This window comes from Kribbella sp. NBC_01484, assembly GCF_036227145.1.
Classification (GTDB): domain Bacteria; phylum Actinomycetota; class Actinomycetes; order Propionibacteriales; family Kribbellaceae; genus Kribbella.
In genome coordinates this window covers 5413082-5435066 of the sequence record NZ_CP109437.1, presented here as the reverse complement: position 1 = coordinate 5435066, position 21985 = coordinate 5413082, and the positions used below count along the sequence as shown (strand labels likewise).

19 protein-coding genes are annotated in these 21985 nt (G+C 69.3%); 9 read left to right on the top strand and 10 right to left on the bottom strand.

The features are described from left to right. Nucleotides 1-13 precede the first annotated feature (13 nt). From OG555_RS26810 to OG555_RS26790, 5 genes are all read right to left on the bottom strand, one after another. A complete protein-coding gene (locus OG555_RS26810) occupies nt 14-730 on the bottom strand; it encodes a 16S rRNA (uracil(1498)-N(3))-methyltransferase (protein WP_329475314.1) in 717 nt (238 codons plus the stop codon). Then, nucleotides 731-1873: a molecular chaperone DnaJ gene (dnaJ, locus tag OG555_RS26805; RefSeq protein ID WP_329475313.1), complete on the bottom strand. Its 1143-nt coding sequence runs from the start codon at nt 1871-1873 to the stop codon at nt 731-733. Between the two features lie 28 nt (nt 1874-1901). After that, the gene (gene hrcA / locus OG555_RS26800; protein WP_329475312.1) at nt 1902-2924 is read right to left on the bottom strand and encodes a heat-inducible transcriptional repressor HrcA; all 1023 of its coding nucleotides are present in this window, start codon (nt 2922-2924) and stop codon (nt 1902-1904) included. Nucleotides 2925-3030: 106 nt separating this feature from the next. Further along, nucleotides 3031-4134, bottom strand: a complete 1104-nt coding sequence (locus OG555_RS26795) for a Gfo/Idh/MocA family protein (RefSeq protein WP_329475311.1) — start codon at nt 4132-4134, stop codon at nt 3031-3033. Further along, nucleotides 4119-4760 (bottom strand): ThuA domain-containing protein, encoded by a 642-nt coding sequence (locus OG555_RS26790; RefSeq protein ID WP_329475310.1) that lies wholly within the window; start codon nt 4758-4760, stop codon nt 4119-4121. Before OG555_RS26790 ends, OG555_RS26795 begins: the two co-directional genes overlap by 16 nt. 155 nt (nt 4761-4915) lie before the next feature. On the opposite strand from OG555_RS26790, the gene OG555_RS26785 reads away from it, so the two are divergent. The 3 genes from OG555_RS26785 (at nt 4916) to OG555_RS26775 (ending at nt 8920) form a co-directional block, all read left to right on the top strand. Continuing rightward, a complete protein-coding gene (locus OG555_RS26785) occupies nt 4916-5686 on the top strand; it encodes an MBL fold metallo-hydrolase (RefSeq protein WP_329475308.1) in 771 nt (256 codons plus the stop codon). Between the two features lie 104 nt (nt 5687-5790). Beyond that, nucleotides 5791-7326: an NCS1 family nucleobase:cation symporter-1 gene (locus OG555_RS26780; RefSeq protein WP_329475307.1), complete on the top strand. Its 1536-nt coding sequence runs from the start codon at nt 5791-5793 to the stop codon at nt 7324-7326. Between the two features lie 769 nt (nt 7327-8095). Then, nucleotides 8096-8920 carry a DUF3097 domain-containing protein gene (locus OG555_RS26775; protein ID WP_329475306.1) on the top strand — a complete coding sequence of 275 codons (825 nt, stop codon included), beginning with the start codon at nt 8096-8098 and terminating at the stop codon, nt 8918-8920. Here the strand turns inward: OG555_RS26775 and OG555_RS26770 are convergent. Then, nucleotides 8895-11474, bottom strand: a complete 2580-nt coding sequence (locus OG555_RS26770; RefSeq protein WP_329475305.1) for a DUF3376 domain-containing protein — start codon at nt 11472-11474, stop codon at nt 8895-8897. The genes OG555_RS26775 and OG555_RS26770 overlap by 26 nt on opposite strands. A 126-nt stretch (nt 11475-11600) precedes the next feature. On the opposite strand from OG555_RS26770, the gene OG555_RS26765 reads away from it, so the two are divergent. The 6 genes from OG555_RS26765 to OG555_RS26740 all read left to right on the top strand — a co-directional run bounded on the left by OG555_RS26765 (nt 11601) and on the right by OG555_RS26740 (nt 17012). Next, nucleotides 11601-12191 (top strand): hypothetical protein, encoded by a 591-nt coding sequence (locus OG555_RS26765; protein WP_329475304.1) that lies wholly within the window; start codon nt 11601-11603, stop codon nt 12189-12191. Between the two features lie 11 nt (nt 12192-12202). Continuing rightward, nucleotides 12203-12982, top strand: coding sequence for a hypothetical protein (locus tag OG555_RS26760; protein ID WP_329475303.1), 780 nt, complete (start codon nt 12203-12205; stop codon nt 12980-12982). A gap of 3 nt (nt 12983-12985) precedes the next feature. Beyond that, nucleotides 12986-13822: a hypothetical protein gene (locus tag OG555_RS26755; RefSeq protein WP_329475302.1), complete on the top strand. Its 837-nt coding sequence runs from the start codon at nt 12986-12988 to the stop codon at nt 13820-13822. 77 nt (nt 13823-13899) lie between these two features. After that, nucleotides 13900-14214 (top strand): hypothetical protein, encoded by a 315-nt coding sequence (locus OG555_RS26750; RefSeq protein WP_329475301.1) that lies wholly within the window; start codon nt 13900-13902, stop codon nt 14212-14214. After that, the gene (locus tag OG555_RS26745) at nt 14211-16205 is read left to right on the top strand and encodes a TOMM precursor leader peptide-binding protein (protein ID WP_329475300.1); all 1995 of its coding nucleotides are present in this window, start codon (nt 14211-14213) and stop codon (nt 16203-16205) included. The genes OG555_RS26750 and OG555_RS26745 overlap by 4 nt, the downstream gene beginning before the upstream one ends. A 9-nt stretch (nt 16206-16214) precedes the next feature. Further along, complete coding sequence (locus OG555_RS26740) at nt 16215-17012, top strand: SagB/ThcOx family dehydrogenase (protein WP_329475299.1); 798 nt, start codon at nt 16215-16217, stop codon at nt 17010-17012. 5 nt (nt 17013-17017) lie between these two features. Here OG555_RS26740 and OG555_RS26735 read toward each other — a convergent pair whose 3' ends face one another. The 4 genes from OG555_RS26735 to OG555_RS26720 form a co-directional block, all read right to left on the bottom strand. After that, nucleotides 17018-19993 carry a helix-turn-helix transcriptional regulator gene (locus tag OG555_RS26735; protein ID WP_329475298.1) on the bottom strand — a complete coding sequence of 992 codons (2976 nt, stop codon included), beginning with the start codon at nt 19991-19993 and terminating at the stop codon, nt 17018-17020. A 19-nt stretch (nt 19994-20012) separates the two neighbouring features. Next, nucleotides 20013-20369, bottom strand: a complete 357-nt coding sequence (locus tag OG555_RS26730; protein WP_329475297.1) for a hypothetical protein — start codon at nt 20367-20369, stop codon at nt 20013-20015. A gap of 40 nt (nt 20370-20409) precedes the next feature. Beyond that, nucleotides 20410-20796 (bottom strand): hypothetical protein, encoded by a 387-nt coding sequence (locus OG555_RS26725; protein WP_329475296.1) that lies wholly within the window; start codon nt 20794-20796, stop codon nt 20410-20412. Nucleotides 20797-20926: 130 nt separating this feature from the next. Then, complete coding sequence (locus tag OG555_RS26720) at nt 20927-21934, bottom strand: LacI family DNA-binding transcriptional regulator (protein WP_329475295.1); 1008 nt, start codon at nt 21932-21934, stop codon at nt 20927-20929. Nucleotides 21935-21985: the final 51 nt, after the last annotated feature.

Sequence of the window (21985 nt, the reverse complement as noted above, 5' to 3'; positions counted from 1 at the left end):
GGACAGCGCGCGGTCAGATCCAGCGCGAGCGCGCGAGGAGCGCGGCAGCCGCGGCGACCCCGGCCGTCGAGGTGCGCAAGACGGTGTCGCCGAGCCGGACCGGCTCGACCCCGAAGGCGGTCAGCTCGTCCGGGGCAATGCCACCCTCGGGGCCGATCACGATCACGACGTCGCCGTCATCAGGTACGTCGAGGGCAGCGAGCGGGACTGTGGCTTCCTCGTGCAGCACGACCGGCAGCGCGGCAGCGGCGAGCAACTGCGCGACCTCGGCGGTGGAGGCGATCGGCGCGACCTCGGCGAACCACGACCGCCGCGACTGCTTGCTCGCCTCGAAGGCCCACGCCTGCCACTTCGCGAGCGTCTTGGCGACCCGTTCCGGGTTGGCGCGGAACTGACTCCGCTCCGCGTTCCACGGCACGATCACGTCGGCGCCCACCTCGGTGAGCATCTCCACCGCAAGCTCGGCCCGCTCCCCCTTGGGCACCGCCTGCACCACAACTACCCGCGGCCGCGCCGCCGGCACACTTCCGCGCTCATCCACGGCCACGGTCACCCCAGCCTTGCCCGCAGCAACCACCGGCCCTTCGGCCCAGGCCCCGCGCCCATCGGTCAACCGAACCCGCTCGCCGGGCCCGATCCGCCGAACCACGGCCGCATGCCGGCCTTCGGTTCCTTCCAGGGTCAGCTCGTCGCCGTCCAGCTTCTCGGCGAAGAAGACCGCGACTCCCATCTAGTGGGCGCCGAAGGCGTCGCGGAGCCGGCCGAAGACGCCTTTGTGGGTGGCTTGGACGTGGCCTTGCGGGCGCTCCTCGCCACGGGACTCGGCGAGTTGCCGGAGCAGGTCGGCCTGCGAGTCGTCGAGCTTGGTCGGGGTCTCGACGATCACCTGGACGATCAGGTCGCCGCGCCCCGCGTGCCGCAGCCGCGGGACACCGCGGGCCGTGAGCGTCTGCGCGGTGCCGGACTGCGTGCCCGGCCGGATCTCCAGCGGGGTCGTCTCGCCCTCGAGGGTCGGCAGGTCGATCGTGGTGCCGAGCGCCGCCGCCGTCATCGGCAGCGTGACGGTGCAGTGCAGGTCGTCGCCGTTGCGGGTGAAGATGTCGTGCGGTTCGACCTCGATCTCGACGTACAGGTCGCCGGCCGGGCCGCCACCGGGGCCGACCTCGCCCTGGCCGGACAGCTGCACCCGGGTGCCGCTGTCGACGCCGCCGGGGATCTTCACGGTGACGGTACGGCGGGACCGGACACGACCGTCGCCGGCGCACTCGACGCACGGGTTCGGGATGGTCGTGCCGTAGCCGCGGCAGTTCGGGCACGGCCGCATGGTCCGCACCTCACCGAGGAACGACCGCTGCGTGTGGGTGACCTCGCCCCGGCCGTGGCAGATCTCGCAGGTGACCGGCTCGGACCCGGCCGCCGCGCCGGACCCCGAACAGGTCGGGCACAGCACGGCGGTGTCGACCTTGAGCTCCCGGGTCGTCCCGAACGCCGCCTCGGCGAGGTCGATCCGCAGCGGGATCAGCGCGTCCTGGCCACGCCGGGTCCGCGGCCGCGGCCCGCGGGTCGCCCCGCCGGTCTGGCCGAAGAAGGCGTCCATGATGTCGGTGAAGGTGAAGGCCTGACCGAACCCACCGGCCCCGCCGCCCGCGCCGGCGGTCGCGAACGGATCACCACCGAGATCGTGCATCTGCCGCTTCTGCGGGTCGCTCAGCACCTGGAACGCGCGGCCGATCTCCTGGAACTTGTGGTGCGCGTCCTCGGAGTCGTTCACGTCCGGGTGGTACTGGCGCGCCAGTTTGCGGTACGCCTTCTTGATCTCGTCCGGTGAGGCGTCACGGCTGACGCCCAGGACGGCGTAGTAATCGGTGCTCATACTCCAGACCAGGGGTTGATAGCGATAGTCATGAGTCGGCCAGGATCTGGCTGACGTAACGCGCGACGGCGCGGACGGCGCCCATCGTGCTCGGGTAGTCCATGTGGGTCGGGCCGACGATGCCGAGCGTGGCCAGCGCCTCCGACTTGGACCCGTACCCGGTCGCGACCACCGAGGTGGTGGCCAGTTCCTCGTACGGGTTCTCGTGCCCGATGCGGACCGTCAGGGTCTGCGGGTTGGTCGCCTCGCCGAGCAGCTTGAGCAGGATGACGTGCTCCTCCAGTGCCTCCAGCACCGGCTTCACGTTGCGCTCGAAGTCGTCGCCGTACCGGGTCAGGTTGGCCGCGCCGCCGACCGCGATCCGCTGCTCGCCGCCTTCGTCGGTGAACGCTTCCATCAGGGTCGTCACGATCGCCGCCACCAGGTGGCGGTCGGACGGCTGGAACGCCTCCGGAACGGCTGCCAGCGAGGTCGCCGCCTCGGTCAGGCGCTGTCCGGCCAGGGCCGTGTTCAGCCGCGATCGCACGTCCGCGATCAGTTGCTCGTCGACGTCGTGCGGCGGCTCGACGATCCGCTGCTCGACCCGGCCGGTACTGGTGATCAGGACCAGCAGCAGCCGGCGCGGGGTCATCGTGACGACCTCGATGTGCCGGACGCTCGACCGGTTGAGCGACGGATACTGCACGATCGCGACCTGACGGGTGATCTGCGCGAGCAGCCGGACGGTACGGCGGACGACGTCGTCCAGGTCGACCGCACCGGCCAGGAAGGACGTGATCGCCTTCTTCTCCGCCGGGGACAGCGTCTTGACCGTGCTCAGTTTGTCCACGAACAGCCGGTAACCGGCGTCGGTCGGGATCCGGCCGGCGCTGGTGTGCGGCTGGGTGATGTACCCCTCCTCCTCCAGCGCGGCCATGTCGTTGCGCACGGTCGCCGGCGACACCCCGAGGTTGTGCCGATCCACCAGTGTTTTGGAGCCGACCGGCTCGTGGGTCGCCACGTAGTCCTCGACGATGGCGCGCAGTACATCCAGCTTGCGGTCGTCCAGCACGCGCACCACCCTCTCTCAGCGTCGACCCTTGGCACTCCAGCGCTCAGAGTGCCAGTCTACCGAGCCGTAGTAGCTCGCACCGACGCGTTGCGGCGTGGGACGGGTCTCAGGCGGACTCGGGCGACGCCCCCAACGGTACGGCGGCCGGGCGGCCGACCGTGCTCGCGACGTCCACCGGCTGGTCCTGGGCGGCCGCTTCGAGGAGTGACTCGAGTACGTCGAGCACGTGGTAGGCCAGTGCGCCGTCGGCCCGGTGTGGCTCACCGGTGCGCAGCGCACGCGCCATGTCCGCGACCCCGACTCCCCGGCCGGCTCCGGCGTACCCACCGCTGACCGGGACCTCGGTCCAGTCACGGTTCGTGGCCGTGGCGATCTCCACCGTGCCGTCGAAGCCGTTCGGGTCCGGCACCGACACACTGCCCTCGGTCCCGTGCACCTCGATCCGCGGCAGCCGTGTGGCCCAGATGTCGAACGACATGAACACAGTGGTCAATGCACCCGACTCGTGCTCCAGTACGCCGGTCACGTGCGTCGGCACCTGGACCGGGAAGATCTCGCCGGCCCGCGGACCGGTGTGGATCTTGCGCTCCTCCTTCGACCGACCGCTCCACGCGGTGACCCGCCGTACCGGACCGAGCAGGGTGACCAGGCTGGTGATGTAGTACGGACCCATGTCGAGGACCGGACCGCCGCCGGGCTGGTAGTAGAACTCCGGCGCCGGGTGCCACAGCTCGTGTCCGGGCGTGACGAAGGACGCGGTCGCAGCATGCGGTACGCCGATGTCACCGCGGTCGATGACCGCCCGCGCGGTCTGGGTGCCGGTGCCGAGCACGGTGTCCGGTGCGCAACCGACGCGCAGGTTGTTGGCAGCGGCGTACTTCAGGAGGGGCTCGGCCGCGGCGCGGTCCACGGCCAGCGGCTTCTCGCCGTACACGTGCTTGCCGGCTTCGAGCGCGGCCTGATGCACCGGCGCGTGCGCGGCGGGGATCGTCAGGTTGAGCACGATGTCGACGTCGTCCGCGGCGTACAACTCCTGCGGCGACAGTGCGCGGATGCCCGGGTTCTTGTCGGCGATCGCCTGGGCGCGGCTGACGTCCAGGTCGGCGACCGCGACCACGTCGACACCCGGCAGCTTCGCCAGGTGGTCCAGATAGGTGCCGGAGATGACTCCGGTGCCGACGATGCCGATGCCTGTCACTTGCTCGCCCACAGCAGCCCCCGCTCGATGATCGTGCGCACCTCGGGAACCTCGAGGTCGTCCAGCTTGTGACCGACGGTGCAGACGAAGACCTTGCCCTCACCCCAGGTCCGGGTCCAGATGGCCGGCATCACCGCGCCCTCGATCCACGGGTAGTCCGGGTGCGACTGGAACGTAGTGGTCGCCAGCACCGTGTCCGTCGGGTCGTAGTGGATGTAGTACTGCTCGGTGTGAACGTCGAAGTGGCTGATGCCCTCGACGATCGGGTGCTCGGCGACCACGTCGACGCGGTAGTCGGTGAAGCCGTGCGGGTGCGAGATGAACTGCCCGCCGACGATGAAGTTGTAGTCCGCGCTGTTCCGGAACGAGTCCGCGATGCCGCCGTGCCAGCCGGCCAGGCCGGTGCCGTTCCGGATCGCCGCGTCCAGGCCCTTGACGTGCTCGGCGGGGATCTCGCTCATGGTGACGCACTGCAGCACCAGGTCGACACCGTCCAGGTTCAGGTAGCTCTCGGTCGTGTCCGAGACGGTGACCTCGTAGCCGTTCTCCCGCAGGTACGGGATGAACAGGTCGGTCGCCTCGACCGGGGAGTGACCTTCCCAGCCGCCCCGGACCACCAGTGCACGTCGTGTCGTCAAAACGTCCGCCCTTCGAAAGTTTTCGGAGCAGCGCCGAAAATTGCGAGCCGCCACCGTGACACTAAGCCCGTCCCGGGCCGCCTTCAAGTCCGATTCCGCTCCCTGGATCAGGGTGGCTGTCGGCGGGCGATGTGCTGAGCAGTAATCTCGGCGCCATGAGCGAGTGGGTCGAGGTCGGGGATCGGTGCTGGGTCCGGCGGTACGACGAATGGGACCTGAACATCGGCCTGGTCGCGGGGACCGACGGCGCACTGCTGATCGACACCCGGGCCACGACCGAGCAGGCCGAGGAACTCCGTGACCACCTCCGCGAGGCCACCGACGTACCGGTGCGCTGGGTCGTCAACACGCACGCTCACTTCGACCACGTCGTCGGCAACAGCGTGTTCGAGCAGGCCGAGGTCATCGCGCACGAGAACACCGCCGCCGCCGCGAAGCTGACTGCCAGCACCTTCTCCGTCGCGAAGGTCGTCGACCTCGGTGATCGCCGGGTCGAGCTCCTGCATCTGGGCAACGGACACACCGACGGCGACGTGGTGGTCGTCGTACCGGATGTGGACGTGTTCTTCGTCGGCGATCTCGTCGAGGAGTCCGCATGGCCGTCGTACGGCGACGATTCCTATCCGCTCGAATGGCCCGAAACGCTCGACCGCGTGATCGGCCTGTTGTCGGACACCGCGAAGGTCGTTCCAGGACATGGCGCCGTCGTGGATGCGGAGTTCGTCCGCACCCAGGCCGGTGATCTGGGGACGGTCGCCAACACCATCTCGGGGCTCCATTACGCCGGCACCTCGCTCGACGACGCACTGCAGCACACCGACGACTGGCCCTGGCCGCTCGAGAAACTGCAGGACGCGATCAAGCGCGGTTACGAGGTTCTCGGCACCCCGCGCCGACCGACGCTGCCGCTGCTCGGCCCCGGCTGATGGCCTGACGGCGCATTGTTGTAGTTGTCCGTTGACAGGACGTCACGTCGTACCGCACGTTGTTCCGAAGCGGAACGTCCTCGACGGATCGGGTGGTGGGGCCAATGACCACGACAGAGCAGACCGTTCATTCCGATGGGCGGGTCGAGCTGAGCGATCAGGACGCGATCGCCAACAGCCCGTACGCCAACGCCGAGCTCGCGCCGACCCGGTTGCCCGAGCGGACCTGGACGACGTACAACTACGCCGCCCTGTGGATGGGCATGGCGCACAACATCCCGAGCTATCTGCTGGCGGCCGGCCTGGTCGCGCTTGGGATGAACTGGCTGCAGGCGTTCCTCACGATCACCCTGGGGAACCTGATCGTCCTGGTCCCGCTGCTGCTGAACAGTCATGCGGGGACGAAGTACGGCATCCCGTTCCCGGTCTTCGCGCGCGCCTTCTACGGCGTCCGCGGCGCGAACTTCCCGGCCTTGCTGCGGGCCTTCATCGCGTGTGGCTGGTTCGGCATCCAGACCTGGATCGGCGGGCAGGCCATCTACGTGATCCTCGGTGAGTTGTTCGGCAAGGGCTGGACCGACGCGTCCGCGATCGGCGGCCACCCGTGGACGATGTGGCTCAGCTTCGCGTTCTTCTGGGTGCTCCAGATGGGGCTGATCTGGCGTGGCATCGAGGGCCTCCGACGGTTCGAGAACTGGGCGGCGCCGCTGGTCACGGTCGCGTTCCTCGCGCTGATGATCGCGATCCTGGTCAAGGCCGGCGGGCTCGGGCCGATCCTGGACCAGCCGTCGAAACTCGGCTGGGGCAGCGACTTCTGGAAGATCTTCCCGCCGGCGCTGATGGGCATGATCGCGTTCTGGGCGACGCTGTCGCTGAACATGCCGGACTTCACCCGGTTCGGGAAGGGCCAGCGGCAGCAGGTCTGGGGCCAGATCATCGGCCTGCCGACGACGATGTCGTTCATCGCGCTGGTCTCGATCATCACCACGTCGGGCACGGTGCTGGTCTACGGTACGGCGATCTGGGACCCGGTCGAGCTGACCCGCCGGTTCGAGAACCCGGTGGTCGTCACGATCGGCCTGGTCATGGCGATCCTCGCGACGATGTCGTGCAACGTGGCCGCCAACGTCGTCAGCCCGTCGTACGACTTCGCCAACGCGCTCCCCCGGTGGCTGAACTTCCGCACAGCGGGACTGGTCACCGGCGTGGTCGGCATCGTGATCCAGCCGTGGCGGCTGATCTCGGATCCGTCCATCTACATCTTCGTCTGGCTGTCCTTCTACGGCGGTCTGCTCGCGTCGGTGGCCGGAGTACTGATCGCGGGGTACTGGCTGATCGACCGGACCAACCTGTTCCTCGCCGACCTCTACCTGACCGACGGCCGCTACTGGTACTCCGCCGGCTGGAACTGGCGCGGCGTCGTCGCCACCCTGCTCGGCTCGCTGCTGGCCGTCGGCGGCGCGTACTCGAACCCCGGCGCCGGCCCGTTCCCGCAGGACGGCCTGATCCCGATCCTCAAGCCGCTGTACGACTACTCGTGGGCGGTCGGTCTGGTCGTCGGCTTCCTCACCTACCTGGTCCTCACCATCACCGCACCAACCCGTCAACCCACCGCGACCCACGCCGCTCCCACGTACTAATACCCCGTACGCCGCTGTGGTGGGACTCGTGCATCCAGGGGCCTACCGGGTCCGTTCCCGGCAGTTGTCGGGACCTGAGACAGGTTGTGGCGGGGCGATACCTGCTATTCCGGCTCTTGTGACGTTTCCGTGGGTGACGGGTCCTACCGGTGTCGGGGCCGGCCCGCTGGATCGTTGCTGGTGCGGACCTGAGGCACTCACCAACCCCACTGCGACGTCATCACCGGCGCAGGTTTGAGCGTGACCGGTCGGGGCGGTGTGTGCTTGGTGAGTGGCCCAGATCCGCCCCCGCGGATCCGAACCGGCCCCCTTGCCGTGGTCACGTCCGCTCCATCCAACGTCCCGCGCCCGCGCCGTCCTCGGCCGGCGCGGATCGGGGCTGCAGACGCCGGCCAGGGTCGACTTTGTGCACCAGATCCGTACGCCGAGGCGGGCGCGGTACGGATCTGGTGCACAAAGTGAGCGATCCCGACGACGCGTGGGAGCCGGGCTGCTGTGAAGCCGGGCGGGGTGGTGTCCGCTGGCGGGGTGGTGTCCGCTGGGATGGGGTTGGGCCAGCCGCTAACCAACTGCCGGGGCCTCGGACTAGACGTGGTGGGCCGGGACAGGTTATTCCCTGTCTCAGCCCCCAAGCCGGGATCCCAGCCCCCGACAGCTGGCCCGGCACCCAAGCCAACGCGCACCGCGCCACCGGACCTCGATCGATCCAGTGCAGGTGGCGTGGGTGTGGTTGAACTGGAAGACAGGCCGCGGCGCATACGGTTGTGCGGTGGCTGATCGGTATGGGAACGACGTACTCAGTGGGGATTGGCGCAAGCCCAAGAACGGGCGGACCGTCGAGGTGGAGATCGAGAAGGGGATGGTCGTCGAGGAGCCGAGTTCGGGGTTCGTCGGTGCGATCGTGCGCTGGGAGCACGGGGTCGTCGATCTGGAGGACCGGTTCGGCAAGATCAAGACCTACCCGCTCGGTCCGGGGTTCTGGCTGGACGGCAAGCCGGTCAGCCTGAAGGCGCCGAAGAAGGCCGGGCCGGCGAAGAAGACCCGGACGGCGTCCGGCTCGGTGGCCGTGGACAACGTCCGGGCCAAGGTGGCCCGGGCCAGCCGCATCTACGTCGAGGGCCGGCACGACGCCGAACTGGTCGAGCGGGTCTGGGGCGACGACCTGCGGATCGAGGGCGTCGTGGTCGAGTACCTCGAGGGCGTCGACGACCTGCCCGGGATCGTGAACCGGTTCCAGCCCGGTCCCGGCCGCCGGCTCGGCGTTCTGGTGGACCACCTGGTCGAGGGCTCTAAGGAGTCGAGGATCGCGGCCCAGGTCACCGACCGCCACGTGCTCGTGGTCGGGCACCCGTTCATCGACATCTGGGAAGCGGTCAAGCCGTCGTCGGTCGGGATCAAGGCCTGGCCGACGATCCCGCACGGGCAGGACTGGAAGAAAGGCGTGCTGCAGGCGTTCGGCTGGCCGGCCACCGACCAGGCCGACGTGGCCGCGGCCTGGAAGCACATCCTGTCCAAGGTGAACAGCTTCGCCGATCTCGACCCGGCGCTGCTCGGCCGGGTCGAGGAACTCATCGATTTCGTGACGCTGGACTGATCTCCGGCATCCGGTCCTCGATCCAGGCCTGGATCCGCCGTCGCGCGCGCCGGACGTACCAGGTGACCACGCCGAGTGCCGCGGCGACCGCGAGTACCGCACCGGCCAGCACCGCGAGGATGATCCGTACGGCGGCCATGTCGACGATCCCGGCGACGACGAGGAGCACCACGCCTGCCCCAAAAGTTGCCAACGGCAACCACGGCTCGAACAGCAGCGGCCGCTGCGCCGGGGTCAGCTTCACGCCCCGCACCATCCGCTCCCAGGCCGTTTGCCGGGCCGGCTCGGTGAACCAGCGGGCGCAGCGCAGCAGCCACGACCCGGGCTGATGCTTGCGGCCGGCCGCAGCCTTGACCCAGCCGCCGACCTGCGGCCCGAGGCCGCCGGAGACCTCGACCATCCGGTCGGCCAGCCCCTTGGTGGTCGCCCGGCCCTCGGCCGAACCGTTCAGTTCGTCCCGCATCGTCACCAGCGCACCCAGGCCGGCGTCGGCCGGGAAGTCTTCGGCCAGCCGCTGGATGCATTCGGTGACGGTCTGGATCTTCCAGTCCTCGGCCTCCAGCACCTGCCGCTGGGTCTCGCGGATCCAGTCCGCGTCGGCGCCGAGCATCGCGCCGAGATGGGCGACACAGTGCAACCGGCCCATCAGCCAGTCCCACCGCCGCCAGTCCGCCGCACCGAACGCGCCGAAGTGCCCGACCTGCGTCCCGTACAGGATGCGGTCCTTGAGGTCGTTGGCGATCGAGCCTTCCGGCTGGTCGTCCAGCAGGGTCAGCGGGATGTCCGGCCCCAGCCGCAGGAACTGGAACGGCGCGCTGCGTTGCTGCGGCGTCCGCGCCGACGTGCACCGCGACACGATCTCGACCTCGAGCGCGGTGTCGATGAGCTCCCAGCCGATGGCAGCGATCAGGTCGAGGAACGTGTCACCCAGCGCACGCTGGATCTGCAACTCCTCGAAGATGTCGTTCAGCCCGATCGCGACCGCCTCGGCACCACCGGCCGGACGCAGATCGAGATCGGCCTTGGCCAGCCGCTCGTTCAGCGCGTCCCGCACCGCTTGCACCTGGAGCAAGCAGTCACTGGCCGCCTTCAACCGCCGCTCGAGTTCGGGGCGCTCGGCTTGCGGCGCGTCGCTGACCCGGCTCCGCAGCGAGCGCAGGATCAGGCGTACGACGCGCTCCGCCGCACCGGTCCCCCACAACCAGCTCGGGTTGCCGTCAGCATCGTCCTGCAACGCGGCCGTCGAACCGTCCGGCCCGGGCACCCACGGATGCTTCGTCGCCAGGATCTCGTCGATCTCCGGCTCCGACAGCGCGGTCGCCGCGTCCAGCACGGTGGACTGGTCGTGGTTCGCGATCGTCACTGCCTCCCACACCCCGCCGGCCGCCCGGCCCCGCGAGTACACCGGCTGCAGTGCCGCGGCCGCCGCCTTCAGCCGGGTCCGCTCCTCTGGTTGCTTCATGCAACGATCAAAGAGCCGCTGGGTGTCGGACCAGGACGCGTCCGCCTCCAGCAGCAGCCGCTCGAGCTGCTCGACGTCGGACCGGAAGTCCACCTCGCGCGGGAACTGCACGGCCGACAGCGCCGCCACCCGCCAGCTCGGCTCCTTCGCCTCGGGCAACGCCGTCGCCGCACTCCCGATCCCCGAGGACGGTACGACGTACAGCACGTACCGGGTCGCCCGTCCGGCCACCGGCCGCCGCGCGACCACGTCGAGCACCGGACCGAACGGCGCGTTGTCGAGGACGCCGCCGTCCACGAGCCAGGCGCCGGCCTCGCCGGTGGTCGGCTGCGTCCGCGGTGGGCTCGCGGCCAGCCTGGGTGTCTCCAGCACCGGCCCGAACGCGGCCGGGAACGACGCGGACGCGCGGGCCGCCCGGGCGAGCAGATTGGTGTCCTTCAGTCCGTTCTTGTCCGCGACGGAGTACGTCCGGGTCTTGCCGTCGTACGTCGCCGCGTTCTCACTGGTGAAGGCATACAGATACCGGTGATCCGGTACGACGAAGGCCTGTCCAGCGGCGTCCCTGGCCTCGAACTGCTGCACACCCAGCCCGGACGCCGTCACGAACAGCGTGACGGGCTCCTCCGCCGCGGACTCACCCGCGTCGGCGACCCCTTTGATCAGGGTGTCCAGCTCCTGCAGGAAGTACTTGCCGTCGAGCACCGAGGTCGACTTCTGATCCGAGGGCACCAGCTTGCCGACCTCGAGCGAACCGAGCGCGACCCACTTCTGCCGCAGCCACGGCCCGTCCTCACCGTCGGGGTCCAGTGTCGAGCCGTTCGAGATCGCGGTCGCCAGCAACGACCCGTTCAGACCGCCGGCACTCGTCCCCGCGATCACGTCGACCACGACCCTCCGGTCCTCGTCACCCTGCCGGCACAGATCACGCCATCGCTTGGCGAGTTGCTCGTCGTACGGCTGCGACTTCGGTGCCGTCCCGTCGCCGGACGCGCGCCGGATCAGATCCAGCTCGTGCGTCACTCCGCCCATCCAGACGGCCAGGCTGACCCCGCCGTTCAACACCAGCGCGATCCGGATCTCGTGGTCGGTCATGCAGGCCCCCCTTTCACTCAGAGATACCACGGCCATTACCTGGATTGACAGTTGTCGCAGCGGAGAGTGAACAAAAGGTTGTCGACGTCTGCACGCAGGGTCATTCTGTTGCTGGGGGTGGTCGACATGCGCGAACTCACCGTGGGGATCGCGATGGTCGCCGTACTGCTGGCAGGGTGTTCGGACACGAATGACGGCGGTACGCCGACACCCGGGGTGCTCACGACCCCGGACAACACCGGCGAGCCGGCGCCCGAACCGACCAGCCCGGAGAGCAGCCAGGCACCGCAACAGCAGCCGGCGATCGAGCTCGCGTCCGCACCGATCGGCGGCAACGTCGATGTCGACGGCAGCAAGCAGTGCGCCGAGGTCAACTGGCTCGGGCGCAACCCGATCCCGGACGGGACCACGATCAAGCTCGGCACGCCCGGCCTCGATCCCGGCGGTGTCTTCGACTGGGATCAGTCGTCCTGTGCCGGCGATCTGCGGCCGTGCACGGACGTCCAGTGGCAGTCGAGCAGCTTCCAACCCTGCTACGTCGGCGTCCGTCAGGTCGCCAACGGCTCCAAGGACGTCAGTCTGATCATCCCGGTCGCGGCGACCTGCGCGAGCCAGGAGGACTGCGACAGCCTGGCCAACGGCAGCCACGGCAGTCAGATCACCTTCTCCCCGGACGTCCTCGACAGCCCCACGACCGAAACCTCCGCCGGCGGCTGACGATGACCGTCATGATCTGGAGGTTGCTGGCGATCGCGGCGCTGGCCGTATCGGCGGTGAGTTGCACCCATAGGCCGAGCAGCGGAGATACACCGAACGCCGCAGGTACACCGAGCAGCGCGGGTTTGCCGAGCAGCGCAGGTACACCCAACACCGCAGGTACGCCGAGCAGCGGGGCTACGCCGACGCAGGAGCAGACCGTCCAGGACTCCCCCGGCGAACCGGCGCCCGAGCCGAACGTCACGGAGTCCACCGGTGCACCGGCGCCCGAGCCGACCGATCCGGAAAGCACGCAGACCAAGCAGCAGAAGCCGTCGATCAAGATCGCCAACGCGCCGATCGGAGGGGACAACCCCTCCGTCGACGGCGTCGACCACTGCGCGATCGTCAACTGGCTGGGCAAGAAGCCCATCCCGGACGGTACGACGATCACTGTCAAAGAGATCCACCTCGAGTCCGAGGGGGTCTTCACACTGCGCCAATCGGCCTGCGGCGACCGTCGGCCGTGTTCGGGCATCAAGTGGCAGTCGGCCGATCCAGTGCCCTGCTACGTCGGTGCCCGCCAGATCGTGAGCAGCAGCGACGAGGTACGCCTCATCATCAAGGCGAGCGCGGTCTGCGCCACCAAGGCGGACTGCCAGAGTCTCACCGCGGGTTTCGGCGAAAGTCAGATCTTCTTCTTCCCCGAGGAGCTCGAGACGACCCCGAGCGAGACAGCCTCGAACGAGACCTCGCCGAAGGTGACGCCGTCGGCCGAGACCACGCCGGACGAGACGCCGTCGGGTGGCTGACGGATGGCTGACGAGCGGTCGCAGGCTGAGCGGTGGGTGAGTTTCGCCGCGGGCATCGTGGCGCCGGTGACGCTGATCAGCGCGCTGCTGTTCTACTTCGGCTACGTCTCGTCACGATCGCAGTACGAGTACTTCGGGATCGACGTCGACACGATCGGGCTGAGTACGCAGGACTACGTGATGCGCAGTCCGCAGCCGCTCCTCGTCCCGCTGCTCGGCATCACCCTGCTCGCCGTCGGCGGTCTGCTGCTGCACAAGGCGATCCATCCGACGGCTGTCGCCGTACGGCGATCCGCCCGGGCGGCCGCCGCCGTACTGGTGGTCGGAGTGGTCGGCCTGCTCGCCTTTCCGCTGATCGGGCACCTCCCGTACTACGCCCTCGTCGTGCCGGCCGTGATCGGGCTGGCCGCGGCCGCGCTCGCGTACCTGACGTACCTGCGTGGCAAGGTCGATCCGGAGTTCGGCACACAGCGAGTGCTGATCGCGTTGCTCGCGGTCGTGACCGTGACCTGCGCGTTCTGGGCGACCGCGACGACAGCGCAGTACTCGGGTCGTGGGCTGGCGAAGTCCGACGCTCGGCACCTGGATCGCTTCCCCGTCGTCATCCTGGACACGAAGGAGAAGCTCGCGCTGCGGTCACCGGGTCTGGAGGAGACCGCGCTCCGAGCGGGCGCGGGTCAGACGTTCCACTATCGCTACCGCGGTCTTCGGCTGCTCGTGGTCGGCCAGAACCGGATGTTCCTGGTCCCACAGCACTGGAGCGCGTCCAACACGACCGTCGTCCTGCCCCTGGACGACTCGATCCGGGTGCAGTTCCAGTTCCAGAACGACCCGCCCTAAGCCTCGGACGAACCCTGGCGGCCAGGCATCACCGGGTCGATACTCGATGCAGGGTGGGACGACAAGAGGGGGAAGCGATGTCGGCTCCAGAGGATTTCGACGCGTTCAAGACCCAGATCGCCGAGCTGAAGGACGCGCTGGACGGCGTCAGCCCGGAAGAGTGGCAGGCCTACATCAAGGTCCGCAACATCCTGGGGACCACGACGGGTGGTCTCCAGCTCGAGAACGAGTTTGCGGACGCGACGGCTTTTGCAGCGGGAGGAACGGTCTCCCACTTCAGGTTCGTCCACAAGTGCGCGATGTCGGGTCTGTTCGAGCCTGGGCTCGGATCGGGCACCAGCGGTGCCTACGACCCCGCCACCGTTCAGCGGTTCGCCGATCTCGGCGGATGACCTCGGTCCCGGACCGGCAGTCCCTGGTGTCGTCAGACCGCGAGCGCAGAGTGCTCGCCGGTCGGCCGGCGGCGCTCCGTGTCGTGCTGATCGGGCGGCCGGATCTCGCTGACGCGGTGAGCGCGGCGTTGACGAGCTCGAGTGTCGGTCCTGGCGGCGTGGTACGGCTTCCTTATCCGCGCAAGCGCGATGAACTGCCGGAGGTGATGACGGGTGCGGATCTGGTCGTCGCGGCCGGTGATGGAACGCTTCCGGTCCTCCATCCGTGGGTCAACACGACCGGGCTGATGCTGGACGTACCAACGTTGCACGCCGAGCTCCAAGGCACCCAGGCAACCATCGGTCCACTGGTGTTGCCCGACGAGGGCCCCTGCTTCCTGTGCTGGCGGATGCGCGCGCTCGCCTGTGCGGATGATTTCACCGCGGCGATGGCGGACGAGGAAGCACTTGACGCCCTCCGGATCCCGGATGCCGCGCCGAGGCCCGTGCTGCCTGCATTGCTGCCGATGGTCACCAGCAGGCTCGTGGCGGAGGTGTTCGCGCAGACGCTCGCGATCGCCCCGCCACGGCTGGCGGGCGGCGTCCTGACGCTCGACGCATCCGGCGCCGAGGAGCTGCACCCGGTACTGCCACGCCCCGACTGTCCGGCGTGCTCAACAAAAGGCCGCCGGCCACGGCCCGCTGAGGGTCAGGCCGACCTGATCGTCCAGCGCGCGGTCGACCCGCTGTGCGGCGTGATCCGCACGGTCGAGCTGATGCCGAAGGCACCGACCGAGCCAGAGCGGCCGTTCATCGTCCGCGCCGAGCTTGCCAACTCCCACTTCCGCACCGGTGTCAACGCCTTCGTCTCGTGCTCCGGCAAGGGGTGGAGTCGTCAGCAGGCTCGAGACAGCGCGGTCGGCGAAGCCCTGGAGCGGTATGCCGCAACGACCTGGCAACCGGAGCGCAGGATCAGTTCGACGTACGACGGATTGGACCGGACCGGGCTGCATCCGCGCGACCTGGTGCTGTTCGCCGACCATCAGTACGACGTCGTGCCGTACCAGCGGTGGCGGCCGGAGACCGAGCTGGAATGGGTGCCGGCCCATTCGCTGGTGACCGGCGAGGAGGTATGGATTCCGTTGCTCGCAACGCATCTGGGCTACCTGCCGTCGACCGAGGCCGCGCTCTTCCCGGCCACGTCCACCGGCTTCGCGGCGTGGCCCGACCTGGCCGGCGCGACGCTGCGGGCGTTGCTCGAGGTGGTCGAGCGGGACGCGTTCGCGATCGCGTGGTCGCATCGGCTGCCGGGACGGTGTGTGGCGGCCGGCGACGTTCCGGACGAGCAGACCAGCGCGATCGCCGCGTTGTACGCACGTCGCGGTGTCGAGGTCGTGGTGCATCTGTTGCCCTGCGACACGGTGGCGACGGTCGCGCTCGCGATCATGTGGTCCGACCAGGCACCCGCCGCGGCGATCGGCGTCAGTGCGGCACTGGATCCGATCGCCGCCGCGCGGTCCGCGGTGCTCGAGGCCGGCCAGGTGCGGCCGATCCTGGGCAGCAGCCTCCGCGACCCCGCGGTACGGGCCCGAGCGGCGGAACTGGCTGCGATGGCGTCCAAGGTGACAACCGTCGACGACCACGATCTGCTGTACGCCGACCCGCGCGCGGCCGCGACCGGGATGCGGTTCCTCCGCGACGCGCCGCGGCAACCCTGGCCGGACGCCACGCCAGTCCTTGCCGAAGGCAATGATGGCCTCACGGACATGACCCGGTCGCTGGCCGCGGTGGCGCCGGACGTGCTCGCTGTGGACCTCACGCCGCCGGATGTGGCCGCTCTCGGGATCCATGTGGTGCGCGGTCTGGTCCCGGGATTCGTCCCCATCTGGTTCGGTGCGGACCGGGCCCGGCTCGGCGGACGCCGGCTGCTGGAGATGCCGAGCCGACTAGGTTTGCGCCCTGGGCCGGCGCGTTTGGACGAGCTGAACCTCGACCCCCACCCATTGGCGTGAGGCCGGCAGATGACGACAGAACCCACCACTTTCCGCACCGATCAGCCGCTGGCCTGGATGTACCACCGTGGATCCACCCGCTCGGCGTTCGACACGGCGGACGCGCCGGTGCAGCGTCCGGGGCCGGGGCGGGAGGACCCGAAGGCGCCGTGGTTCCCGTTGCCACCCGGCGTACCGGTCGGCGCGTCACTGGCCGACCTGGTGCGGGAGCGGGTGTCCTGCCGCGCATTCCGCGACCAGCCGATCAGCCTGGCCGAACTGGCCACACTGCTGCGTGCCGGGTACGGCATCACCGGAGTGACTGACGGCGGCCCGCTGCAGATCGCCGATCGCCCGGTGCCGTCCGCCGGTGGGCTCTATCCACTCGAGGTGAGTGTGTTGGTGCGTTCGGTGGCCGGCCTCCCCGCCGGGATCTACCACTACGTGCCATTCGCCGACGGCCTTGAGCAGGTCCACGAAGAAGCAGTGCCTCCACCGCTGGTCAGCTCGCTGTTCCTGGGACAGCCTTGGGCCGGCGAGGCCAACGTCGTCCTGCTGCTGTCCGCCGTCTGCGAACGCAGCCTGAGCAGGTACGGCGACCGCGGCTACCGCTACCTACTCCTGGAGGCAGGGCACGTCGCGCAGAATATGGTGCTCGCGGCAACCGGGCTACGCCTCGGCGCCGTCAATCTCGGCGGCTTCCTGGACGACGAACTGTCCGCGCTGCTGCGCGTCGACACCGACGAAGAGATCGTGCTGTACGGCACGGCCGTCGGCCGCCCGGTACCCGGTAACCGGCTCACGCAGCGCGCCATCGACCGGCTGTAGGCCGGTCAGTCCTTGCTGTTCGGGGGCTGACCGAGTCTGACGGCGAGAGCAGCAACCTCGCGCCGGGACGACGTACTGGTCTTGTGCAGCAGGTTCGACACGTGCACGCTGACCGTCTTCTCACTGATGAACAGCGCCGCGGCGATCTCGGCGTACGTCCGGCCCGCCACCAGGTGGGAGAGCACCTCCTGCTCGCGCCGGGTCAAGGAGTCGAAGGGAGCCGGCGGCTGCACGGGCGAGGGATCGGCCGGCTCCTCGAGCCGGATCCGGCCGAGGGCGGCGAGTGTCTCGACCTGCTGCCGGAGCGGGGCCGCACCGGCTTCCACAGCGAAGCGGTACGCCGATCGCAGCGGTACGGCGACAACAGCCCGAGTGGCCCCCTCGTCGAGCAAGGCCTGCGCGCACCGCCAGGAGGCGACGGCCTCGTCCAACCGCAGTCCGGCTTCGTCACACCGGCGTACCGCTTCCGTCCAGACGACCGACGTGGGCTTGTCGGCCATGCACCGTGCTGTCTCGGCGGTGAACAACGCATGCATCGCCGGCTGGACAAGGTCGTCGGGACCACTGACCTCGAAGGGTGCCGGCTGCATGGTGCTCCGCACGGCCAGGAGGTCGTCGAAAGCCGCTCGGGTTCTCGCGAGGGCTGCGCTGTCGTTGCGGTCCCGCGCCGCCTCCATCAGGTCGGCGGCTGCCCGGGCACCCCACACGAGCATCTCGTCCGCGTCCCGGGTATCGGCGAAATGGGCGACCATCGTGCGCGACAGCAGGTCGAGCGCCTGCTCTGCCGCGTCCGTGGCGAGCAGGTACTCGGCCAGGATCGTCTGTGCCGCCAACCCGGCCCTGCTCTCGAGGCCCATCAACTCCTTGGCCCGTTGCAGGTGCAGCCCCGCCACCTCCAGCTCGCCCCGCCGTACCGACAGCCAGGCTGCTCCCAGCCGGACCGTCGCGCCGGCGATCGGCAGTGCGGCCAGCGAAAGCCCTTCGCGGAGGACGACGCTACTCTCGTGCAGGCGCCCCAGCATCAAGAGGTGATGGGACAGCAATCCAGCCGCGAAGACCGCCACCGAGTGCGCGCCGACATCGAGCGCGACGGAGAGGAACTCTCGGAGGATCTCGACGCATTCCAGCACGCGACCTCGCCGGATCAGATAGTTGTTCCTGATCACGACAACCCGCCAGGTCAGTTCCGGGTCACCGGTCAGCTTCGCGAAACGGAGGCCCTCCGCGGTATCGGCATCGGAGCGTTCGCCGTGGACATCCCCGTTACCACGGACCGCATAGGCCAGGGCCAGTGCCGCAGTGGACCCGGATCGATGGGCTGCCAGGACCGCGTCTTCCGCGTACGTCCCGGACAGTCCCAGCTCGTTCATCCACCATTGACACCAGCTGAGATACGCGAGTGCGTCGGCGTACTCGTGGCTGTCCGGAAACGCCCGGCTCAGTTCGACCGCATGCTCTGCCTCCGCGACCGGCCTGCCCTTGGTTCGGCCGGTGGCCCAAGCCGAGTCCGCCCAGCGCCTCAGCACGCGGCAGGCGCGGAGCGGGTCGGTTCGCTCGTCGACGAGTTCGAGCGTGCGACTCCACGCCGCGAAGCTCGCCTCGCCGTCTCCGAGCAGATCGTTGGCCCGGGCAACGCGCTCCAACAGGTCTGCCTCACTTCCCCGGCCGGCATCGTGGTGGATCATCGGCCACAGGCGCGCAGCACGGCGTAGATGGACCGCCTCTTCATGCGGCGACCGGATCCCCTTCGCAAGATCGGCTGCTCGCAGGGATGCGTCGAAGCAGGCCTCCAGGTCACGTGCGCGCTCATAGTGCAGCGCCAGGTCACCCTGCCGTTGCAACTCGTCCAGGCCGCTGGCCGGCCGGGCCTCCAGCGTTGCGGCCCAGGCCGCGTGCACGGGCTCGGCCTCACCCGGAACGAAGGTGGTGTAGAGAAGCTCGGCGAGCAGCGGATGCCGGAACCAGCACAGGTCACGACCTTGCGCCACGCTGATGCCGGCGTTCGTCGCCTCGGCCAGCGCACTGGTCAAGGCCTCGCGGTCGATCCCCCGCGCCGCGGCGACCTCACGCAGGTCATCGATCGACGTCGGCCGGCCGGCGACCGCCATCAACCGCATCACCTCGCGGCCCGGGGGCGAGAGCCGATGCCAGGCAGCGAGCAGGGCTCCGGTCAGCTCTGCCGCGAGATCGGTGGGCAGTCCTTCGGCGGTGCTCGTCAGCCCTTGCACGAGCAGCTCGGTGAGGTACGGATTGCCGTCGGACCGTCGTACGACCTGGTCCACCAACCGGCGGTGCGGCACACCGCCCAGCAAGAGCGCCAACTGTTGCTCGGTCTCGTCCCAGCTCAGCCGGTCCAACCGCACGTCGGTGACCGAAGGCAGCCGACGGAGGTCGGCCAGCCATGTGTGCATCGGGTCACCAGACACCATTTCCTCGTCCCGGTAGGTGGTCAGAACCGCCAGTCGCTGACTGCGGAAGCCGGCAACCAGGTAGGCGAGCGCGTCGCGTGACGCCAGATCGGCCCATTGCACGTCGTCCACCACCAGCACTGTCGGACCATGTGAAGCGATCGCCTGGATCAGCGCGTCCACCACGGACAACAGCCGGACCGCGCTGTCGGACGTGTGACCGCCCAGTGAGGGCAACAACTCGCCCGCGGCTGGGACCGCATCGAGTACCTCGGACCGCTCACGGGCCTCGGCCGACTCGGCCCAGCCCTCCAATGCGCCGATCAGCGGCACGTACGGCGCATCCACCGCGCCGAACCGCACACATCGGCCCCACAGGACCGCGAAACCGTTCGCCGCGGCCTCGTCACACACTGCTCTGGCCAGGCGGGTCTTGCCCACGCCGGCCTCGCCGTGCACGAACACCGCACACGGCCGTCCTTCGACCGCTCCCTGGATCGCCGCCCCCAGAATCCGTCGTTCCTCGATCCGGCCGACCAATCCAGGCGAGCGCGCGACCGCAGTCCCTCCCACGGCTCCCAGTCTGACGTGGTCAGGCCGGACCGGCCACCTTCGGCGGCGTACCGGTGGACGCCTGCCAGTCGAACACCGCTCGCGCCGGCGTCATCGGATCGAACCTGATCGGGACCCGCTGACCCGCCTGCGGTACGGCTCCTGGGAGCGGGTACCGCACGTCGTTGTGGATCAGCGAGGTCCCGACCACATAGCGGACCAGCAGGAATGTGGAGGTGCTGGTCCGCAGGACCGAGACCACTTCGGCGTTCACCCGGCGCCAGGTCTCGGTGTCCGGATCCTGGCCCTGGCCAACCCCGCCGGACACGCTGGCCAGGACCAGAACGCCGGCCCCCAGAGCCACCCCGCTCATCAGTAGCAGAACGATTCCCGACATCGGTCCGTCCTCCTCACCTCAGGGTTTGCGGCTTGCCGGACTACGTGGTCGGCGTCTGGCGACGCCGGTACATCCAGATGCAGCTCACTGCGACGGCTGCACCAGCGGCTGCGGATGCACCGGACTGCACGAACTGGAATCCGTTGCCGTCGGACGTGCTCTGCGCCGTCTTCGTGGCGGCCGCGGCGGCGGGTGTGGCCTTGGCGGGTGCCACCTCGGACTTCCGGTCGTACTTCGGGTAGTTGAACTCCCGGGTGTCCTGCGACCCGGGGTAGCCCGACCCTTCGTCCGGCCAGTCCGGCGCGACTTGGGTCGTGGGCCTGGGCTGCGGGTCGTTCATCGTGGCCGAGGCCTCGGTTGCGGTGAAGACGACCGCACCCATGGCGACTGCGGATACTGCGAAGGCTGAGTAGTACTTGCGGTTCATGACTTCTCCCAGGGGACTGTGCAGCGTGGATCGCTGCTACCCCTTCACGGTCCGTCCGCACCCCTGGCAGCCACATCCGAGGAAACCCCTCAGATCAGAGCCGCAAACCCTCAGATCCGGCGCGCAGCGCCTAAGCCGAGTCGCGGACGATGAGCTCGGTGCCGTAGATCTCCGGGCTGTGCAGGTCGGCGCCGCCGATCTTGGCCAGCAGGATCTCGGCCAGTCGCGCGCCGAGCTGCTCGACCGGCTGGCGGACCGTGGTCAGCTTCGGCGTCGTCGTGGTCGCCAGCACCGAGTCGTCGAACCCGACCACCGCGACGTCGTCCGGCACCTTCCGGCCGCGCTGCGAAAGCACCCGGAGTGTCGCGGTCGCCATCAGATCGGACGCGACGAACACCCCGTCCAGGTCGGCGTGGTCGTCGAACAGCCGAAGCGCCGCCTGCTCACCACCGTCGGCGGTGAAGTCGCCGTACGCGATCGCCGTCGGCAGACCGGCTTCCTTCATCACGTCCTGGTACCCGGTCAGCCGATCCAGCCCCGCGGTCATGTCGAGCGGACCGGTGACGGTCCCGATCTTCCGCCGGCCGATCGACAGCAGGTACTCGACGCCGGTCCGGGCGCCGGCGACATTGTCGACGTCCACACTCGCCACCGGTACGTCGACGCCGAGCGGGCGGGCGCTGAACACGATCGGCAGTGGCAACTGCGCGAGCTCCTGCAGCACGTTGTCGCGCCCGTGGTGGCTGATGATGATCGCGCCGTCGACGTGCCCGCCGCGCAGGTAGCGCAGCAGGCGCTGGTCGTCGCCCTCGGCCGGCTCGATCAGCAGCACCAGCTGGGACGAGGTCGGCGCCAGCGTCCGGCTCACCCCGGCCAGCATGCCCGCGAAGAACGGGTCGGAGAACACCCGGCTGTCCGGCTCCGGCACCACGATCGCGATCGAGTCGGTCCGGCGCGTCACCAGCGCACGGGCGGCCCGGTTCGGCACGTAGCCGAGCTGGCCGATCGCCCGCTGGACCACGGCGACCGTGTCCGGCAGCACCTTGGGCGATCCGTTCACGACCCGCGACACGGTCGCCCGGGACACCCCGGCGAGCGCCGCGACCTGCTCCAACGTCGGAGAACCAGACTCGTTCATCGGTCCTCCCGGGGTTGGTGAGCTTGCGTTCACACCGTAGTACTTACCCGG

Bases quoted from the DNA above. Each gene is read 5' to 3' on its own strand.
- OG555_RS26810 (WP_329475314.1), bottom strand. From the start codon at position 730: ATGGGAGTCGCGGTCTTCTTCGCCGAGAAGCTGGACGGCGACGAGCTG.
- OG555_RS26770 (WP_329475305.1), bottom strand. From the start codon at position 11,474: ATGACCGACCACGAGATCCGGATCGCGCTGGTGTTGAACGGCGGGGTC.
- OG555_RS26755 (WP_329475302.1), top strand. From the start codon at position 12,986: ATGGCTGACGAGCGGTCGCAGGCTGAGCGGTGGGTGAGTTTCGCCGCG.
- OG555_RS26760 (WP_329475303.1), top strand. From the start codon at position 12,203: ATGATCTGGAGGTTGCTGGCGATCGCGGCGCTGGCCGTATCGGCGGTG.
- OG555_RS26785 (WP_329475308.1), top strand. From the start codon at position 4,916: ATGAGCGAGTGGGTCGAGGTCGGGGATCGGTGCTGGGTCCGGCGGTAC.
- OG555_RS26745 (WP_329475300.1), top strand. From the start codon at position 14,211: ATGACCTCGGTCCCGGACCGGCAGTCCCTGGTGTCGTCAGACCGCGAG.
- OG555_RS26765 (WP_329475304.1), top strand. From the start codon at position 11,601: ATGCGCGAACTCACCGTGGGGATCGCGATGGTCGCCGTACTGCTGGCA.
- OG555_RS26725 (WP_329475296.1), bottom strand. From the start codon at position 20,796: ATGAACCGCAAGTACTACTCAGCCTTCGCAGTATCCGCAGTCGCCATG.
- OG555_RS26720 (WP_329475295.1), bottom strand. From the start codon at position 21,934: ATGAACGAGTCTGGTTCTCCGACGTTGGAGCAGGTCGCGGCGCTCGCC.
- OG555_RS26730 (WP_329475297.1), bottom strand. From the start codon at position 20,369: ATGTCGGGAATCGTTCTGCTACTGATGAGCGGGGTGGCTCTGGGGGCC.
- OG555_RS26740 (WP_329475299.1), top strand. From the start codon at position 16,215: ATGACGACAGAACCCACCACTTTCCGCACCGATCAGCCGCTGGCCTGG.
- dnaJ (WP_329475313.1), bottom strand. From the start codon at position 1,873: ATGAGCACCGATTACTACGCCGTCCTGGGCGTCAGCCGTGACGCCTCA.
- OG555_RS26750 (WP_329475301.1), top strand. From the start codon at position 13,900: ATGTCGGCTCCAGAGGATTTCGACGCGTTCAAGACCCAGATCGCCGAG.
- OG555_RS26780 (WP_329475307.1), top strand. From the start codon at position 5,791: ATGACCACGACAGAGCAGACCGTTCATTCCGATGGGCGGGTCGAGCTG.